The organism is Tistrella bauzanensis, assembly GCF_014636235.1.
Taxonomy (GTDB): domain Bacteria; phylum Pseudomonadota; class Alphaproteobacteria; order Tistrellales; family Tistrellaceae; genus Tistrella; species Tistrella bauzanensis.
In genome coordinates this window covers 1-16,918 of record NZ_BMDZ01000053.1, presented here as the reverse complement: position 1 = coordinate 16,918, position 16,918 = coordinate 1, and the positions used below count along the sequence as shown (strand labels likewise).

The 16,918-nt window shown below is 67.5% G+C and carries 14 protein-coding genes and 1 pseudogene; 6 read left to right on the top strand and 9 right to left on the bottom strand.

The annotated features are described in order from the left end of the window. Positions 1–40 precede the first annotated feature (40 nt). Entirely contained in the window at positions 41–3,817 is a 3,777-nt protein-coding gene (locus IEW15_RS18775; RefSeq protein WP_188580758.1) for an AMP-binding protein, read from the bottom strand. A gap of 824 nt (positions 3,818–4,641) precedes the next feature. On the opposite strand from IEW15_RS18775, the gene IEW15_RS18770 reads away from it, so the two are divergent. Beyond that, the gene (locus tag IEW15_RS18770; RefSeq protein WP_188580757.1) at positions 4,642–5,061 is read left to right on the top strand and encodes a PaaI family thioesterase; all 420 of its coding nucleotides are present in this window, start codon (positions 4,642–4,644) and stop codon (positions 5,059–5,061) included. Positions 5,062–5,085: 24 nt separating this feature from the next. Here the strand turns inward: IEW15_RS18770 and IEW15_RS18765 are convergent, their stop codons facing one another. The 3 genes from IEW15_RS18765 to IEW15_RS18755 form a co-directional block, all read right to left on the bottom strand. Then, a complete protein-coding gene (locus IEW15_RS18765; protein ID WP_188580755.1) occupies positions 5,086–5,601 on the bottom strand; it encodes a nuclear transport factor 2 family protein in 516 nt (171 codons plus the stop codon). 104 nt (positions 5,602–5,705) lie between these two features. Beyond that, positions 5,706–6,029, bottom strand: a complete 324-nt coding sequence (locus IEW15_RS18760) for a hypothetical protein (RefSeq protein ID WP_229708297.1) — start codon at positions 6,027–6,029, stop codon at positions 5,706–5,708. A 59-nt stretch (positions 6,030–6,088) separates the two neighbouring features. Further along, a complete protein-coding gene (locus IEW15_RS18755) occupies positions 6,089–6,499 on the bottom strand; it encodes a hypothetical protein (RefSeq protein WP_188580791.1) in 411 nt (136 codons plus the stop codon). Between IEW15_RS18755 and IEW15_RS26785 the strand changes: the two are divergent. From IEW15_RS26785 to IEW15_RS18740, 3 genes and pseudogenes are all read left to right on the top strand, one after another. Then, positions 6,395–6,769, top strand: a pseudogene (locus IEW15_RS26785) (AraC-like ligand-binding domain-containing protein); the annotation flags it as partial. The gene IEW15_RS18755 and the pseudogene IEW15_RS26785 overlap by 105 nt on opposite strands. Positions 6,770–6,836: 67 nt before the next feature. Then, the gene (locus IEW15_RS18745; protein WP_229708295.1) at positions 6,837–7,247 is read left to right on the top strand and encodes a helix-turn-helix domain-containing protein; all 411 of its coding nucleotides are present in this window, start codon (positions 6,837–6,839) and stop codon (positions 7,245–7,247) included. 148 nt (positions 7,248–7,395) lie between these two features. Beyond that, complete coding sequence (locus IEW15_RS18740) at positions 7,396–7,734, top strand: hypothetical protein (protein WP_188580752.1); 339 nt, start codon at positions 7,396–7,398, stop codon at positions 7,732–7,734. A 76-nt stretch (positions 7,735–7,810) separates the two neighbouring features. Here IEW15_RS18740 and IEW15_RS18735 read toward each other — a convergent pair whose 3' ends face one another. The 4 genes from IEW15_RS18735 to IEW15_RS18720 form a co-directional block, all read right to left on the bottom strand. Continuing rightward, entirely contained in the window at positions 7,811–8,428 is a 618-nt protein-coding gene (locus IEW15_RS18735; RefSeq protein WP_188580750.1) for a hypothetical protein, read from the bottom strand. A 165-nt stretch (positions 8,429–8,593) separates the two neighbouring features. Continuing rightward, a complete protein-coding gene (locus IEW15_RS18730) occupies positions 8,594–9,016 on the bottom strand; it encodes a hypothetical protein (RefSeq protein WP_188580748.1) in 423 nt (140 codons plus the stop codon). Between the two features lie 199 nt (positions 9,017–9,215). Further along, positions 9,216–10,118: a type VI secretion system accessory protein TagJ gene (locus IEW15_RS18725; protein WP_188580746.1), complete on the bottom strand. Its 903-nt coding sequence runs from the start codon at positions 10,116–10,118 to the stop codon at positions 9,216–9,218. A gap of 218 nt (positions 10,119–10,336) precedes the next feature. Beyond that, entirely contained in the window at positions 10,337–11,206 is an 870-nt protein-coding gene (locus IEW15_RS18720) for an NAD(P)H-binding protein (RefSeq protein WP_188580744.1), read from the bottom strand. A gap of 146 nt (positions 11,207–11,352) precedes the next feature. On the opposite strand from IEW15_RS18720, the gene IEW15_RS18715 reads away from it, so the two are divergent. Together IEW15_RS18715 and IEW15_RS26395 are read left to right on the top strand one after the other, a co-directional pair. Continuing rightward, positions 11,353–12,003, top strand: coding sequence for a TetR/AcrR family transcriptional regulator (locus tag IEW15_RS18715; RefSeq protein WP_229708293.1), 651 nt, complete (start codon positions 11,353–11,355; stop codon positions 12,001–12,003). Positions 12,004–12,649: 646 nt separating this feature from the next. Further along, entirely contained in the window at positions 12,650–12,772 is a 123-nt protein-coding gene (locus IEW15_RS26395; RefSeq protein ID WP_268237179.1) for a hypothetical protein, read from the top strand. A gap of 2,094 nt (positions 12,773–14,866) precedes the next feature. Here IEW15_RS26395 and IEW15_RS26035 read toward each other — a convergent pair. Next, complete coding sequence (locus IEW15_RS26035; protein WP_229708291.1) at positions 14,867–16,360, bottom strand: replication initiator protein A; 1,494 nt, start codon at positions 16,358–16,360, stop codon at positions 14,867–14,869. Positions 16,361–16,918 lie beyond the last annotated feature (558 nt).

Below are 16,918 nucleotides of genomic sequence, written 5' to 3'. Positions count from 1 at the left end.
TCGGCATCAGTGTCGGCATCAATGTCGGGTGGCGGCGGCCTCATGACGGCCGTGGCGTCATCACTTCGCCGTGCACGAAGCCGGCGAGTTCCCGGATGCTGGGATAGTTCCAGAACACGGTCGGATCGAGATCGAGGTCGAAGCGCCGCGACAGATCGATGCTCAATTCCCCTGAATCGATCGACCCCAGCCCCAGCATGGCGAACTCGGTCTCGGGGCTGACGGCGCCGGGCTTCAGCCCGCAGCGACCGGCGATCCAGCGGGCGATGAAGGCCTCGACCTCGGTCAGACGACATGATGCGCCGGCGGGTGCTGCCATGGCGGGCGCCGGTATCTGCGGCTCGGGCACCTCGGATAGTGGCTCATCGGACATCGGCAGATCGGACATCGGCAGATCCGGCGCCAGCAGCGGATCGCAGGCGGTCTCGGGCATGGCGGCATGGCTGTGGCCAAGCCCGATGCGGTCGTCGGTCTGCCGGCCGAAATCGACCAGCGATGCCACATCCGCAAGCGGCGGCCCCGCGCCGTCAAGGCCTGCATCCAGCGCGCGCCGCGCCGCCGCCAGCCGGTCTTCGGCCCAGGCGGTGCCGGCATCGCTGTCTGCCGGTGCCGCATGCAGCACCAGTGCCGAGACATAGGCGCCCATGGCCAGCGCGCGGCCATGCAGCAGCCCGGCATCGCCATCGCCCGCGACATGGCCGATCCCCGGCCGGTCGATCACGCCATCGACATGGCGCGCCACGAAATCCTCTCCGGCCGATGCCGCCAGCCAGTCCCGCAGCCGCGCCGGGTTGCGGATCGCCGCCTGACCGATGAAGTGATGCAGGGTCTCGGTCGGCCCCTCGAAGATCCGGAAGATCCGGGCATCGCGGAACAACTGCGCCACCGGGTTGCTCTCGATATAGCCGCGCCCGCCGGCCATCTGCATGCATTGGTCGATGCTGGTCCACAACTGCTCGGTGGCGATGCATTTGCAGGCCGCCAGAATTTCGGGCAGCGGCTCACGGCCGGCATCGACCTCGGCTGCAACCCGCGCCACCAGCCGTTCGATCGCCACGATCGCGGTCATCGTGTCGCCCAGGATGCGGCGGGTCAGCGGGTTGTCGATCAGCCGGCCGGTTGATACCTCGCGCCGGTCGGCATAACGCCACATCAACTGGTAACAGCGCCGCGTGGCGCCCAGGCAGACCGCGGCAATGGTCAGCCGGCCATGACACATGGTGTCCTGCGCCACCGCCATGCCATGGCCGGGGCTGCCCAGCACCTGATCGACGGTGGCCGGCACATCCTCCAGGATCACGGTGTTCTGGATCATGCCGCGCATGCCCATGGTCAGCGCTTCCGGCCCCTGGCGCAGCCCGGCGGCATCTTCCGGGATCGCGAAGCCGGTGATGCCGGTCATCCGGCCGTCGCGGTCATGGGTTCTGGCGAACACGGTCAGCACCCCGGCCCAGGCGGCCGAGCCGCTCCAGTATTTGGTGCCGCTGATCCGATAGCTGCCATCCGGCATCTGGCGCGCCACCGCCTGGATGGCGGCCGGGTTCGATCCGGCGCCGGGTTCGGTCAAGGCGAAGGCGGCAAGCTGGCGGCCCTGGGCCAGATCGGCCAGAAACCGCGCGCGGGTGGCATCGGTCGCATGACGCAGGATCGGGCGGATGCCCAGCGCGTTGTTCAGCCCCACGAACAGGGCCAGCGTCAGGTCACGCGCGCCCAGCACCTCCAGCACCCGCAAGGTGCAACTGGTGGACAGCCCCAACCCGCCGGCCGATACCGGCGCCACCATGCCAAGCAGGCCGCGCCGGGCGAAATCCAGCACCACATAGGGCGGAATCGTGCGGCGTTCGTCGATCATCCGGCCGTTCACCCGGCGCGGCAGATAATCGTGCAGCCAGGCAATCAGATCGCGCGCGGTATCGGACAGCGCCAGCGGCGCCGGCATCGGCACCGGCATCGGTTCTGGCATCGGTTCTGGCGTCACCGCGCGCTCTGGCGCCGCATCGGCCGACCATTGCGCCAGCAGCGGCAGGTCGCCCGCAACCAGCCGCTGGCGGATCAGGCCACGCTGGATCTTGCCGCTGCTGGTCTTGGCGATCTCGCCCGGATTGACGAAACCCACGAAAGCCGGCGCGATGCCGTGCACATCCCAGACCGCGCGCCGGATGCGGCCGATCTGCTCCATCAGCGCCTCGGGCCCCAGCTTCGACCGGTTCAGCCCCTGGATCACCGCCAGCCGTTCGCCGGGCAGCGCGAAGGCGGCGCCGGCATGGCTGCGGAACAGATCGCCCAGGCCTTGAACCGTGTCCTCCACATCCTGCGGATAGTGGTTCACGCCATTGATGATGATCAGTTCCTTGATCCGGCCGGTGACGTAAAGCCTGCCATCGCGCACGAAGCCCAGATCGCCGGTGCGCATGAACGGCCCCTCACCGGTGTCGGTGGTATAGGCCTGGAAGGTCTCGGCGGTTTCCACCGGCCGGTTCCAATAGCCGCGGGCGATGCTGCGGCTTTTCAGCCAGATCTCACCCACCCGGCCGTCACCGGCCAGGGTCCAGCGGCCGGGATCGACGATCCGCAGCGCCTGATCGCGGAAACCGTGATGCACGCTCACCACCGGCGCCACCGTATCGGCGGCGCCATCCTGGCCAGCGGCCGGCGCCGCATCTTCCACCCGGCCGGCGCTCAACGCCGCGCGGTCGAGCTGCACCGCCTCGGGCGCATCGGGGCGCAGATGGCCGCCGGTCACATACAGCGTGGCCTCCGCCAGCCCGTAACAGGGAAAGAACGCCTCGCGCCGGAATCCGGCGCGCGCGAAGCGGCTGGCGAAACGGTCGAGGGTCGCGGTCCGGATCGGCTCGGAACCGTTGAACGCCGTGCGCCACGACGACAGGTCCAGCCCGTCGATCTCGGCATCGGTGATCTTGTCGGTGCACAGGTCGAAGGCGAAATTGGGCCCGCCCGAAATGGCGCCGCGATAGATCGATATCGCCCGCAGCCAGTTGGCCGGATTGCGCAGGAAGCTGAACGGCGACATCACCACCGCATGCGCGCCCACGGTCAGCGCCTGCAGGATCACGCCGATCAGGCCCATGTCGTGATAGAAAGGCAGCCAGCCGACATTGACCGCATGGCGGTCGTTGCCCATGCCCTGCGCCTGCTGGCGGGCGTTGTGGATGATGTTTTCATGCGACACCATCACGCCCTTGGGCGTGCCGGTCGAGCCGGAGGTGTATTGCAGAAACGCGATCGCCGACGGGTCGGGCGCGGTCAGCGACACCATGGCCGCCGATGCGGCCGACCCGCCGCCGCCCGACACCGATGGCCGCTCATCCATGAAAATCGGCATGCAGCGGTCGGCACCGGGCACGGCATCCAGGTCGCGGCCGAACCGCGCGGCCAGCGCCCGGGTCAGCAGCATCGCCGCCGGCTGGCAATTGCCGATCACCGCCCCAAGCTTGGCCCAGTCGCGCTTCGCCTGTGGCGGATACATCGGCACCGCCACCGCCCCCGCCGCCAGACAGGCCAGGAAGCCCAGCACGTAATCCGGCCCCGACGGCATCATGATCAGCACCCGCTGGCCCACCAGCCCGCGTGACGCCAGATCCGCCGCCAGTGCCGTCACCTCGCCGTGCAGGGCCGCGAAGGTCAGCCCGCCTTCCTGTTGGCCCCGCCCTTCCTGTTGGCCCCGACCTTCATGGCCATCCTGGTGCAGCTTGTCGCCCAGAAAGCTATAGGCCAGGGCATCGGGCGTGACATGGCGCCAGTGCGACAGCAGGTCGACGACCGTGCGGTGGGAAACAAGGTTGGAGATGTCGTTCATGACGATCCGTCCATTCCGTCTGCATGTCTTCCAGGTTGCACGAAACGATCTTTTACCCGCTTGACGGGAAGATCCGCGCACAGGCGGTCCCGGCCGGGGTCGACCGAGCGATCTCACGGGGTGCGGTCGTCGCAGCGGATGCAGCCATCACACCGGGTGCGACCATCACATCGGGTGACTGAGCCCGGCCCGCCGCGCGAGCCATAACACGTGACTAGATTTTGATATGTCTTGAGGGCCGGTGCGCCGTTCTAGGGCGCCGGGTCTCCGCTGCCGGGCGAGGATGATGCCATGGCTGGCGCTCCGCGGTTCTGCAACAGGGGGGGATGTTGGCCGCCGCACCGGGTGGGATGCGGTGCCCGCGATCGCAGGCAGGATTGCGAATGATCCACACTCAGCAATCTGCGATTGTGGACCGAATATACTGATCGGTGCCCGCAGCCGCAACGCTAATTACCCATGGGTCGATCTTTTTCCAGAAGGTCAGCAGATTCAACCTCTTAACAGATTATGAACGAAATGCGCGGATATCACATAACCTAACGGCGTTATTTCTTCATAACATACTCGTATAAGTACTATTATACCCGCAATACGGTTCTTTTCAGCGCTTTTCCAATCTGAAACTGTGCCGCGACTCGCCGCCATGTCGCGATTTGCAACGAAAGATTTGTGCGTATCAATCTTCTGAATTGAATTTTATCGCCGGGGCCGGCATCATTCTGGCGATCAATACGCGCATACGGTGATGATCAAGCCGCCATGCCGGCCAGGCCCGCCCGCCTTGGCGGCGCGCGCCATCAACCTGAACGGGAGGGTTCTTCATGTCGTCACGGGCAGCCCACGACCATCTCGCCACCATCTTCAAATCGGTGCCGATCGCCAGATCGATGGGCCTGACGCTCAGCTATGACGAAGACGGCAATGCCGTCATCTTCATGCCGCGCAATCCCGGCTTCGACCACGGCATGAAGGACACCCATGGCGGTGTGCTGGCGGCGATGCTCGATAGTGCCGGATGGTTCACAGTTGCCGCCCAATGCGCCAAGATGATCCTGACATCGGATCTGCATGTCCGCATGCTGCAGGGGGCCAAACAGCAGGATCTGACCGCGACCGCGCGGATCGTGCGCGCCGGCGCCAAGCTGGTGGTGGCGGAAATGCAGCTCACCTCGGCCGATGGCGAACTGGTCGCCACCGGCAGCGCGTCCTTCTCGGTGCTGGGCGATCTGCCGACCGGATAGGCCGGCCCCCGCCCCAACGAATGCTCACCCCTCGCGCAGATGGGCCGCCCACTCGGCCCGCGCCTTCAGCGCATCGCCATAGCGCCGGCCGATCTTCGCGATCCGTTCCGGCGCGAAATTCTGCTGGGCCAGGGCCATACCGCGGTCGAAGACCTCGCTGTAATGCCGGATCAGGCCGCTTCCGGCATCCAGCTCCAGGCAGGCGATGCCATCGAAACAGACCCGCGCACCCTGAGTTTCATGCGCAGCCTGACCCTCACACCCGGCCTGGGCCTCGGGTGCGGTCGAGGTATAGCTGAACCGATAGCGGGCATAGCCGCGTGTGCCGACCGCCACGGCGTCGTGAAACGTCCAGCGAAACGCCCGCCCGCCCTGATAGAAGCCGGCGAGCACCCGGGCAATGCCCTCGGGGCCTTCATGGGGGCCGAAGAAATAATCGTCATACACCCCGTCCGGGGTGAAGCAGGCGGCCAGGGCTGCCGCATCATCCGCCTCCACCGCCGCCGCGAACCGCGCCAGCACCTGTTCGATCGTCACCATGTCAGCCTCCCGAACCGCATTATCCCCGCCGCATGCCATCGCCGGCGGTGCCTTGCGGTCAGTATGGCCGGGGAGGCGGCAGAATGACCAGACGGGGATGTCGGTCAGGCAGAGCGGCGCCCGCCATCCGGCGCCCGGCGGCCCGCCGCGGCGGTCAGGGCACGGTCGAAGCTCTCGGCCAGGCACATGATCACCTGCAGCAGCGGTGCCGCGCCGATATCGTGACCTTCCGCCAGGGCTGCGGCATGCAGGCCGCGGGCAGCGGCGGCGGCGGCAAGACGTTCGGCCAGAACCGGATCGCCGGCCACCCGCCGCGCCAGCCGGTCGAGGGCCGCCAGATCACCCGGATGCGCCACGGAACCTGCCCGATCGGCCGCACCGGCGGTGACGGCTGCCGGGGCATGCAATGACATAGCCTGCGCGTTCATGGCACCAGATCCTCAAGGCACGTTGTCCTGGGGGCCGGCATGGCGCGTCGCCGAGTGTATCAGGCGGCCGGTCGGCGCACCCGGCGCCGCGTCTCAAAGATCAGGCCATGCGTCTCGATCGGCGGGCGTGATAGTATTGGCAGCCCGATCCTTCGCCCGCCGCGTCCCGGCTTTCCCATCCCGCCGCCACGGTGACCGTGCAGCGCTTCGGCCCGGTGGCACCCGACACGCCCGCCGGCGCCGACGTCTTCGATGCGCCCGACGTCTCCAATGCGACCGGCGCCTTCGACGGCTGGCGCTCGGCCCTGACCGGTGTGTTCGACGTCAGCCTTGAGCCGCGCGCCGCGCAGGATTTCCGGGCGCGCATCGTCGCCCATGATTTCGGGCAGGCGGTGATGGTCGACAGCCGCGCCGGCGCCCGGCGCTTCCGCCGCGACGGTCGCACCATCGCGCGTGGCGGCCTGGATCACATCATGATCCAGCTCTATCGCCAGGGCGGGTTCAGCGGCGAGGCCGAGGGCCGGGCGATGACGGTGACGCCGGCTTGCGTGAACCTGTTCGACATGTCACGGACCATGCAGTCCGATGCCGGTGCCTTCGATGCGCTGACCCTGATCGTGCCGCGCATGCTGCTGATGCCGCTGCTCGACCGGCCGGAGGATCTTCATAGGCTGGTGCTGGGCGCCGACAGCGCCGCCGGCCGCATCCTGGCCGGCCATATGGAAAGCCTGTGGGCGGAAGCCGCCCGCAGCGGTCAGCCGCCGGGTGCGGCACTGATCCAGGGCACCGCCGGCCTGATCGCCGGCTGTGTCGGCGATCCACCACCATATCGATGCCAATCTGGCCTCGCCCGAGCTGTCGCCCCAGCAGTTGATGCGGCAGTTTCACCTGTCGCGCCCCACGCTGTACCGGCTGTTCGAAGCCTCGGGCGGGGTGATGAACGAGATCCGCAACCGCCGGCTGCGGCGCTGCTTCGCCGATATCATCGACCCGGCCCATCAGCACCGACGGCTGGCCGATATCGCCTATGCCTGGGGGTTCAATGACGAGGCTGGCTTCAGCCGCGCCTTCCGCCGCGCCTTCGGCCTGTCGCCCCGCGATGCCCGGCGCGCGGCCAGTGACGGCCTGCCGGCCATCGGCGACGACGCATCCGGGATCGGGCCCGGCCCCCGCGATCAGGCCCTGGACCGCTGGATTCGCCACCTCAGGGCCCTCTGACCCCGCCTGTCGGATATTTTTGCTGCGAGTGCGAAGAGAAATGCATCAGGCTCCTGCAGCGCCACAAGCATTCGCTCGCGCTGGCCCTGGCAATCGGGCACACTGGGCCAAAGCACATCAAAATGACAACCGCAACCGGTGGGGCAGAATGACCAGATTTAAAAGTGGCGGTGCCGCAGATGCGGCGCTGATGACCGGCATGATGCAATTGTGGATGGAAGCGGGGTCGGTGATCGCGATGCGCACCACCATGAGCCTGCTGCAGACGGCACCCGATGGTGAAAACCTGCGGATGGTGACCGAAAAGCCCGCCGTCTTCCTGCGCGCACAGATTGCCGCCACCTCGGCGGCCGGTGCCTCGCTGATGCGCCACCCCTTCGATCCGGCAGCCGCCATGGTCGCCGCCGGCCGCGCCTGGACCGGCACGGTCTCGCGCAAGACCAGCGCCAATCGTCGGCGGCTGAACAAGCACATCGCCGGGGCCTGACCTCGTCCGAGAGTCGTCTATCGCCTGGGCATCTATCGCCTGGGCCGGCCACCGCCCGGGGTTGATCATCCCATGATCAACCCCGGTGACCGGAACCGCCCCTGCCCGCTCCCTGCCGGGTCGATGGCCATGGCGGCTGGGGCCGTGGGGGCTGGTCGTCAGCCATACCGCGCAACGCATCGGCGGCCCGGCCGCTGCCCGCCGCCGCCGCGCGACGCCACACGACCAGAGCCGTCGCGATATCGCCACGCTGATGGAAATGACGGCCGGCCTGATACATGTCATCGGCAGGCAAGGTCAGGATCGCGGCCAGATCGGGCGCCGCCACGGATGCGGGCCCCCTGCCCGCTTCAATCTCTGCCAGAATCTCATCGGCCAGCACGCCCTCGGCCACCGCGCCGGGCATCGGCAGCGGCATGTCCAGGCTCAGGGGCAGCGGCCCGGCCGGTTCGGCCGCGGCAGGCGGGCGCCGGTGGCTGAAGCCCAGCGCCACCAGACCGGCCAGCGCCACCGCACCCAGGCCCATCAGCGCCAGCGCCCGCGGGCTCCAGCCATCGACGGCACAGGAGACCGCACAGGAACGGTCCGGCTGCGCGTCGCGGCCAGGGCCGCCTGCCTCGGTCATACCGGCCATACCGATCATAGAGGGCTTACCGCTGGTCATACCGTCGGTCGGTTCGATCGTATCGATCATGCCTGCCGCGTCGGCACGCGGTGACGGATAAGGATTTGAGGGCGGCGTGTCGGCCATCGGATGGCTCCAGAGACTGGGACGCCGGGTCAGGGCGCATGGGAGATGCGGACATGTCCGCCCCCTGCTTGCCCGCCAACACGCGCCCCGGTCAGGATCGCTCTCCGGTCACAGCCCCACCGTGGCGGTGTCGCCATGGCCGGCCAGTTCCCGCGGCGGCGGGTCGCGAAACGGCTCGGGATCGCGATAGGGGGGCGGCATGTCGTCCGGATCCGGATCGGGAATGCTCTCAGGGTCGCGGATCGGCACCGGATCATGCAGCGGATCGGGATCCGGGTCTTCGACCGGCACCGGGTCGGGATCGCGTGGCGGCACCGGTGGCGCCTTGGGCGGGCCGGGCGGGCGCTCAGGTGTCCCCGGACCGCCGGGCGGCACCGGCGGTGGCGCGGGCGGATCGGCCGGGTCGCGTTCAGGCCCGGCCGATCGCCCGGCTCGGGCCCGCCCGCCGGCCTGTCCGTCATCTACGGCCTCACCGTCACAGGCGGGCGGCCGGACGCGGTTGCGGCATGCCTCTTCGGTCACGGGCTGCATCCTGAAGCTCCTCGTTGCGGCAGGGCGCTGCATCCAGAGCGGATCCGGATCTGGCCTCATCCAGATTATTTGCTGGCCTGATCCAGATTATTTGAACGTCAGGCGCCCGACGCTTGTCCAGCCCACCATATCCCGATGGCCGGTCACATCCAGTGGCATAAGAGTGGCCAGGATGAGGCAGACCGGCGCGCCGAGCTGGTTACGAGACAGCGCGCCTGCCGTCGCCATCCCCGCCGCCGCCGGGCCCGTGAACCTCCACGATCTCCGACACCGCGACCAGGTCTTCATCGGCCAGGAAGCAGCGCTGGCCCAGCCCGACCACCGGTCCCCGGCCGGGCAGCCCGCTGCCGATCCAGTCGGTGCGCCGGCCCAGCTTCGCCGCGTCGTCATCGATCTCGGCGGTGCCGGCATAGATGGTCGGCATGAACAGCGCCCCTTCGGGAAGCGCGCCGACCTCCAGCACCACCGGCCGCCAGATGGCATCGATGAACCGCCGCGGGCGCCGGAAATGCAGGCAGCGGACCTGTTCCATCGGCACCCATAGCAGCAGTCCGCCATCGGTCATGATCTCGAACACGCCCAGGCTGAGGTCGCAGGCATCCCGCAGATCGGTCACATCCTTGCCATCGATGGTCATCGCCACGCGCGGGCGCAGGCTGCGGGCCTCGGCCGCCAGGGTCGCCGCCTCGACCGTCGCACCCTCGGCCAGGGCCTCATGCATCTCGATGGTCTTCTCGACATGATCGGGCGGTGGCGACAGAAAGCCCGGCCGGACCCCGCCCGTCGCCAGAGACAGCCGCAATTGCTCGGCCTCGATCAACCGGATCAGTTCGGTGGCGGCCAACACCTCGGCGGCGGCATCGCCCGGGGCGTCCAGCACGGTCTCCAGATGGCGGCGGGCATCGCCGAAAGCACCGTCGACGATCAGCAATTCCGCCAGCAACAGCCGGGCGCCGACGTCGTCGGGGCGGCTCCAGACCCGATGGGCCTGGGCGCTCAATGCGGCACCCAGATGGCCGGCCTCGATCAGATTGATGGCGCCATGAACATCGACCTGCCGACGCTGGCCCCTCGGTCTCCCGTTATGGGTTGATGTCGCCATACAGGCCGTCCCTTGTTGTGGCTGCAACCACGGTGTCCCCTGTCGTCCGGACGCCCCGCAACGGCGCCGGCCGGTTAGATGCCCGGCAATACGGCTCAGAATGAGCTCGTCATCGGGAAGGGGGCCAGCCCTCAAACCGGCGAGACGCCATAGCGTTGCATCGACCTTACAACATCCGTCAGAGGATGCCACGCCTGACGCCGACGCCGGATCACAGCCTACCCGAATGCGCCGGCCCCGGCCGCCTCGCGGGCGAAGTCGGCAAAGTCCCGCGGCGGGCGGCCCGTCACCTGCAGAACCGTGTCGGTGACCCTGGCATTGCGGCCATCGAACAGGGTCGAGAACAGCGCCGCCATCAGATCCTGAAGCGGCGCCGGAACGCCGGCCTCGGCCAATCCGGCGAGGAAAACATCCAATGGTATTGTGGTATAGGCGATCGGCCGGCCGGTCGCCCGGGCGATCTCGGCCGTGGCATCGGCAAAGCTCAACAAGCGCGGGCCGGTCAGTTCATGAATGCGGCCGATATGGCGCTGCCGGCCGGAATCGACATCAGGGTCGACATCGGTCAATGCCCTGACCGCCACATCGGCGATGTCGCGGGCATCGATGAACGGCTCAGGCATATCGCCCACCGGCAGCGCCAGATGGCCGGCGGCGATGGCGTCCCGCATCAGGCTTTCAGTGAAATTCTGGTTGAACCAGCTTGCGCGGATCACCGTCCAGTCCGCCCCCGAAGCGGCCAGCGCCCGTTCCGCCGCTGCCGCCGCCGGCTCGCCCCGACCCGACAGCAGCACCAGCCGCCGCACCCCCTGATCCATTGCCAGCGCCGCGAAGGCCGCGATGTCATCCACGGCACCTGCCGCCACCAGATCCGGTGCATAGGCGATATAGGCCGCGCGACATCCGGCGAGGGCTGCCGCCCAGCCATCGCGGTCGGCCCAGTCGACGGCCGGGCTGGTGTTGCGCGTGGCGACGCGCACCGCCTGGCCGCGCGCCATCAATCCCGCCGCCACCCGCCGGCCGGTCTTGCCGGTGCCACCCAGAACCAGCACCGGGCGCGGATCATCCGCCTGATCGATCGATGTCATGGCCGTTTCCTCCCCTGCATAAACATGAGACATCCTCATATTTGTAAATGTGAGGGTTTCTCGTATTATCAGTCAAGCGGAATGTCGCAGGCCCGATCGCCGGGCCGCAGACAGCCATCATGCCGTCAAGCACAGGGAACCACCGGATGACGAAGACCAAGCCGATGACCGACAACGACATGCCGGCCGAGGTTCCTGGCGCGGCGCGGCGCCAGCCCAGCCAGCAGCGCAGCCGCGAGCGGGTGGAACGGATGCTGGCGGCCGCGCAGCAGATCATCGCCGAGCGGGGCAGCGATGCCTTGCGCATGGCCGATGTCGCCGAACGGGCAGGTGTGTCGATCGGCTCGCTCTATCAGTTCTTTCCCGACAAGGCCGCGATCATCCGCAGCCTGGCCGAACGATGCACAAGCCAGAGCCGCGCCTGTATCGAAGACGGTCTGGCGGCGGTGACGGATGACGCTGGTCTGCGACAGGCCTTCGCCGGGCTGGTCGACGCGTATTACGCCATGTTCCTGGACGATCCGGCGATGTGCGACATCTGGTCAGGCATGCAGGCCGACAAGGGCTTGCGAGCCCTGGAGGTGGCTGAAAGCCGGATCACCGGGGCGATGCTGGGTGCGGCCATACGCCGTGTCCGTCCCGATGCCGATCCAGCCGAGACCGAACTCCGCGGCTTTCTGATCATGCATCTGGGCGAGGCGACCATGCGGCTTGCCGTTGCCGTGCCCCGTGACGAGGGCGACCGGCTGGTCGCTGCCTACAAGGCCATCGCCGATACCGCCCTTGCCCCGGGCTGACGCGTCACAGACTTGACCATCGCAGGCCTGACCGTCGCAGGCCCGACCGGTTTCGTGGCGCGCCATCGGCCGAGTTGATGGTGTTGCAGCATCGGCGGTGCAAGGCATCAACCCTGCCGCCAGGCCTGCCGGCCCCGTGGCCGTCAATGGGGCCGGCAATGGTGCTGACGACGCAGCTGGCGATGGCCACGGCCACCGCTCGCGGCCCGTCTGCACGATCGCGGCCTCGATCGGTGCTGTCCGGCCCATCCGCCGGCCGGTCTGATCCACCAGATCATTTCCGGTTCCGGAATCCGGATCTGGAGTCTGGAAGAAGACAGGACTCTTTCCAGATGTCTCTCTGGGAGCCAGACCGCCCTGTGAGGGGTGTCTGTCAGGCTGAGCTGTCCTCCGAGGCCTGTCTGGGCCACGCAGCTGCGCGCGCAGATCGGCGGCCTCCGGCGGCATCGGCATCATGCCCTGATCGGCCGCGTGCAGGGCCAGGGCGATCGCCGCCACCGTCTGATCACGAAGCCCCCAGCATGGGGCTGCCCGGCCGCTTGCAACCACCAGCGCATCGAGCTGCCGCCGCCGTGCCGGATCGAGCCCGGCGATCACCACCAGGCTTTCGGCCTCGGTCTTCTGGCGTGGGGGAATGGCATCGGCTGTGGCTGTGCGGGACGGTGCTGCCATCCGGGGCGTGGTATCGGCGGGCTCGGCATCGACCGGCGACAGGGTCGACAAGGGTGAGGGGGTCGACAAGGTCGACAGGGCGACCGCGATCTCATAGGCAGGGCGGCGCGGTTCGGCAGCCATGGCCTCGGCCAGGGCCGCCACGGCCGATATCCCCGCCCGGTCGATGGCAGCCTGGACCGCCAAGGCCGCTTTGCTGCGCTTCCATCCCGGGCTTGCCGCCAGTTGCTGAACCCGGCTGATCAGCCGTTCGACCGGGTCCGGGCCAGCGTTGCCCCCGGTATCCTGTGTGGTGCCGGGTGTGGTGGCGTCCATCTGCCGGCGTGTCGCCGCCGATGATCGCGACGGCGCCGTGCAACCCTCTGCCATCTGATGTGCCGCCTGATCCGGGGCGCAGGCCAACCGGTACAGCCAGCGCGGCCGATGACCGCCGGTCTCGCCGGTGCCGACCATGTCCAGCAGACCTTCACTGGTCAGGCGGTGGATACGGTCATTGGCGGTTTTCGGGCTGATCCGGGCGATATCGGCCACGTCGCGCAGGCTGGCATGGATGATGTCGCGCTCATCGGCCAGAAGCATCAACCCCGCCGCGACCGCGAGGCCATAGGCATCCGTCGACCGGTTGCGTTGCACGGCGTGCAACCAACCGGTCCGGTTCCGTGCAGGTACCGTTTGCACAGCAAAAACTCCCCATGCGGACCTTGCGGTCCGGGGCTTCGTTCGCAGGCAACAGGCAAAGGGATACCGTCAGCGCAGTCAGAGCGCTTGAAAGCGTTTGTCGAAACGCCTAGAATCAGACTTGTCACGGTGCTGATGAAGGCGGCTTCGGCAGTCTGTCAGTCTGAGGTTGGTCCCGTTTGCGGTGTCGCCCAAAGCGGCTTCGTAAACGGGACTATCTCATGTCTGGGCCATGTCTCGATCTCCTGCCATGTCTCGATCTCCTGCCATGTCTCGATCTCCTGCCATGTCTCGATCTCNGCCATGTCTCGATCTCCTGCCATGTCTCGATCTCCTGCCATGTCTCGATCTCCTGCCATGTCTCGATCTCCTGCCATGTCTCGATCTCCGGCATGAGAAAACCGGTGCAACCCCGGTCTGATACAAGAGAAACGCACCGCGAACCCTTGAGTCAAGACGAGTCACGGCCGCAGCCCGGGCCTGTCAACATCCTTATTTGCCGGTTCACCAAATAAATATCGGGGTTTTGGCCCCTGCACCATTCGGGGTTTCGGCCCCCCTGCTCTTCGCTGGTATTGCAACCGTCCGTGCTGGCGGAGACGGGGCTGCCCGGGGCCTTTGCCGGCATGACGCTGTGTCTCGGCGGCTGGATGTGGGCGGATTTGCTGGTGATTCGGTCCGGGGCGGCTATTGCGCCCTTTATTGTGCAGGTTCTGGCGGCAGGGGCCGAAACCCCGAGCCGGCTTTTCCGACGGAGTCTTTGCAGCCGGATTGTTGCGTGACCGCAGCGCAGCGCGTTGTATCGGGGTTTCGGCCCCGCAAAAAAAAACGTTGCCGCAAGGCGGGCCGGCTTGCCGGGCTGCATGTTCGATGTTTTGTCCGGCACAGCGGTCATATTCCGCCGCTCCGCCGCCCGGAGCCGCCGACGGCGGCGGTCGGGCCGCCCTTATGCGGGCATTGTCGGGGTTTCGGCCCCTGAATGCGGCGATATCGGGTCATATCCACGGGGTTTCGGCCCCTGATGTCGCGCATTTCTGCCTGGATCACGGCCGCAAGAGCACGGGGTTTCGGCCCCTGGACGGCGTTGGCGTGGTGCATGACCGCTGGCATCTATCGGGGTTTCGGCCCCTTCTGACTGTCTTCGCCGGCGCGGCATCATGCCCGGCCATCGCGTGAAGGATCGGGGTTTCGGCCCCCGAAGGTGCCTCCGGCCCTGCACAGCCGCGACATCGGGTCAAGAAATCTGCTGTTGCAACAAGGGGTTGCATGTGAGCACCCCTTCTGTTCCGTCCCCGGGCACGGGTCGGGTCGGCGCGGTCCGCTCAGGGGCCGTGTGTGAACGTCATCCGGACGGGCATCAACCAAGGGCGGTCGGCAAGCTCGGGCACAGCATGACGCCGGCATCGGCAGCCGGTCGGCCTCCATTCCAACCTCTTGAAACGACAGCGGAAGCCGTCCGGATTGTGGCTTGTGTCCGTGGGTGTCGACAGTCGGGCCGGGGCCGCATCCGGCGCTATCGGGGTTTCGCCCCCTTGGTCGCGGTGCGGCGGCCGGCCGGCTGTGGCTTGGCACGGGGTGTCGGGGTTTTGGCCCCCGTGGCGCCGCGTCGTGCGCCCGACGTGTCGGCTTTCGGCGCGGCGCTTTGTTCCGCGAGATCGGCGGTCAGGGGCTGGGCGATCGGGGCATCGGCGGTGGTGCCGGCCTTGCGTCGCGGGGCACGTGGCTTGCGTGGCCGGCTGGTGCTGGCGGTTACGGCGGCATCGGGTGCGGGCCCGGCTGTCGCGGAGCCATGCGGCGCCGCATCTTCGGCTGGTCCGGCGTGCCCTGCGGTGCGTGGTGCTGGCGCGGATGATCCGCTGCCGGCCTTGCGGCGGCGTGCAGACGCGCGCGTGGTGCGGCTGGCTGACCCCGTGCTCCCCTGGGCCGGGGGCGCTTCCGCGGCCGCGTCGTCGTCGTTACCCGTGTCGCTGCCGGGTGCAGGACCGGCGCCGCCAGTCTCGTTGAAGCCGTCGGTCTCCCTTTCTGCCTCCGCTCTTTCGGCGCCTGGCCTGTCGGCACCAGATTGGGGATCGGCGATCAGCGCGGGCTGGGAGGCTGCCTCCGCCTTGCGACGGCGCCCGGTGGGCTTTGTGTCGCTGTCTGGCGCCGGCAGGGCGGTGACGTCGAGATGCTCGCGGGCGATGAAATACAGCACCTCGCCCACGCCGTTCTGGCTGCGCAGATCCAGCCAGTAGCCGGGCAGGCGCTGGCGGGCGATGCTGCGGCGCAGTTCCTTGGCAAAATCGGCATAGCGCTGGGTGCTGCCGCTGGTTTCGTGCAGGAACCGCAGCGGCAAGGCATAGCCTTGCGTGTTGCTGGCGCTATAGCGGCGGATCAGCCGGTACAACCAGCGTTCGATACCGCCCGACAACTGGAAGTATGACCGGTCGATGGTCAGCACCAGCCGGTCGGTGACGATGCCCTTGTACAGCCAGTCGGCGATGGTGAATTCGATGCCGAGCGAGCGGCCGTTTTCGTCCAGCGGTGCCGAATACGACTCCAGCCAGTGAAAGCCCTTCGGGTCGCGGCGCCGGCCGCTGCGGACATTGGTGCGGATGAAGGTGGCGTTCAGCCGTTCCAGTGCCTTCAGGATCCGGCGGTATTCATCGCCGCCGGTCGGCCGGCCGATGCCGCGCAGCAATTCATACAGCGAGACGCGGATGGTTGGCGATGTCGCCTCGCCCCGATCGAGCGCGGCACGCAACTGGCTCGCGGCCCAGATCAGGATGTCGGCGTCCCAGATCGTGGCGATGCCGATGCTTTCCGGCGCCGTCACATTGATATGGATCTCGGTATTGCCATCCGTTGCCCGATAGTCGATGGCCGCGCGCCGCGAGGTCGGCGTCGGTTTGGCCAGCGAGAAGAAGGGCAGTTCCATCGTGTCCTGCTGGTCATAGGTCGGGATGGTGCCCGGCAGTGCCACAAACAGGTCGATCTGAGTATCCGTTCGTTTGGTGGGTCGCTTCATCGGTCTCGCCCGGTGGCCGCGCTGGTCGCGACCTGACGCCATGTCGACTATGGCCCATCCGCCCGGTGGAACCGGTCGGGCAAGCGCTGACCGGCAGATTAGCACAGCGTGAGGCGGGGGCACAGCCGACCTGTGCGGGGCCGGATGACCGCCACGTCGATCCGGAGCCGACCCGTCGCTGCCGTATCAGGCGATATCATGACAGATCAAGCTGGAACGATCCTGATAAAAATAGCGTGCGACACTGCCCGCCACCAAGGCTGACTCGACCGCGCCACATTGGCTCGACGTGAGATACCACCTAGGTATATCAATGATATACAGATAGTATGACGGTCTCCGACCACTTTATTCTTGCAGGCGCAATCAGGAAATAGAAAATACATGCAAGTAACAGACTGAACCTGCCTGCCTGTGGCGGGGCAGCCCTGGCTGAGACGCTGCAGGTTGCGGGCGCCCTGCCCTCCCTCCCCGCCCAGGGCAACGAGTCCAGGTTAACGCGCTTGCAGAGCCGCCATGAGGTATTGTGTGTCCCACGTGGCAAGTTTGCGCCTGGCC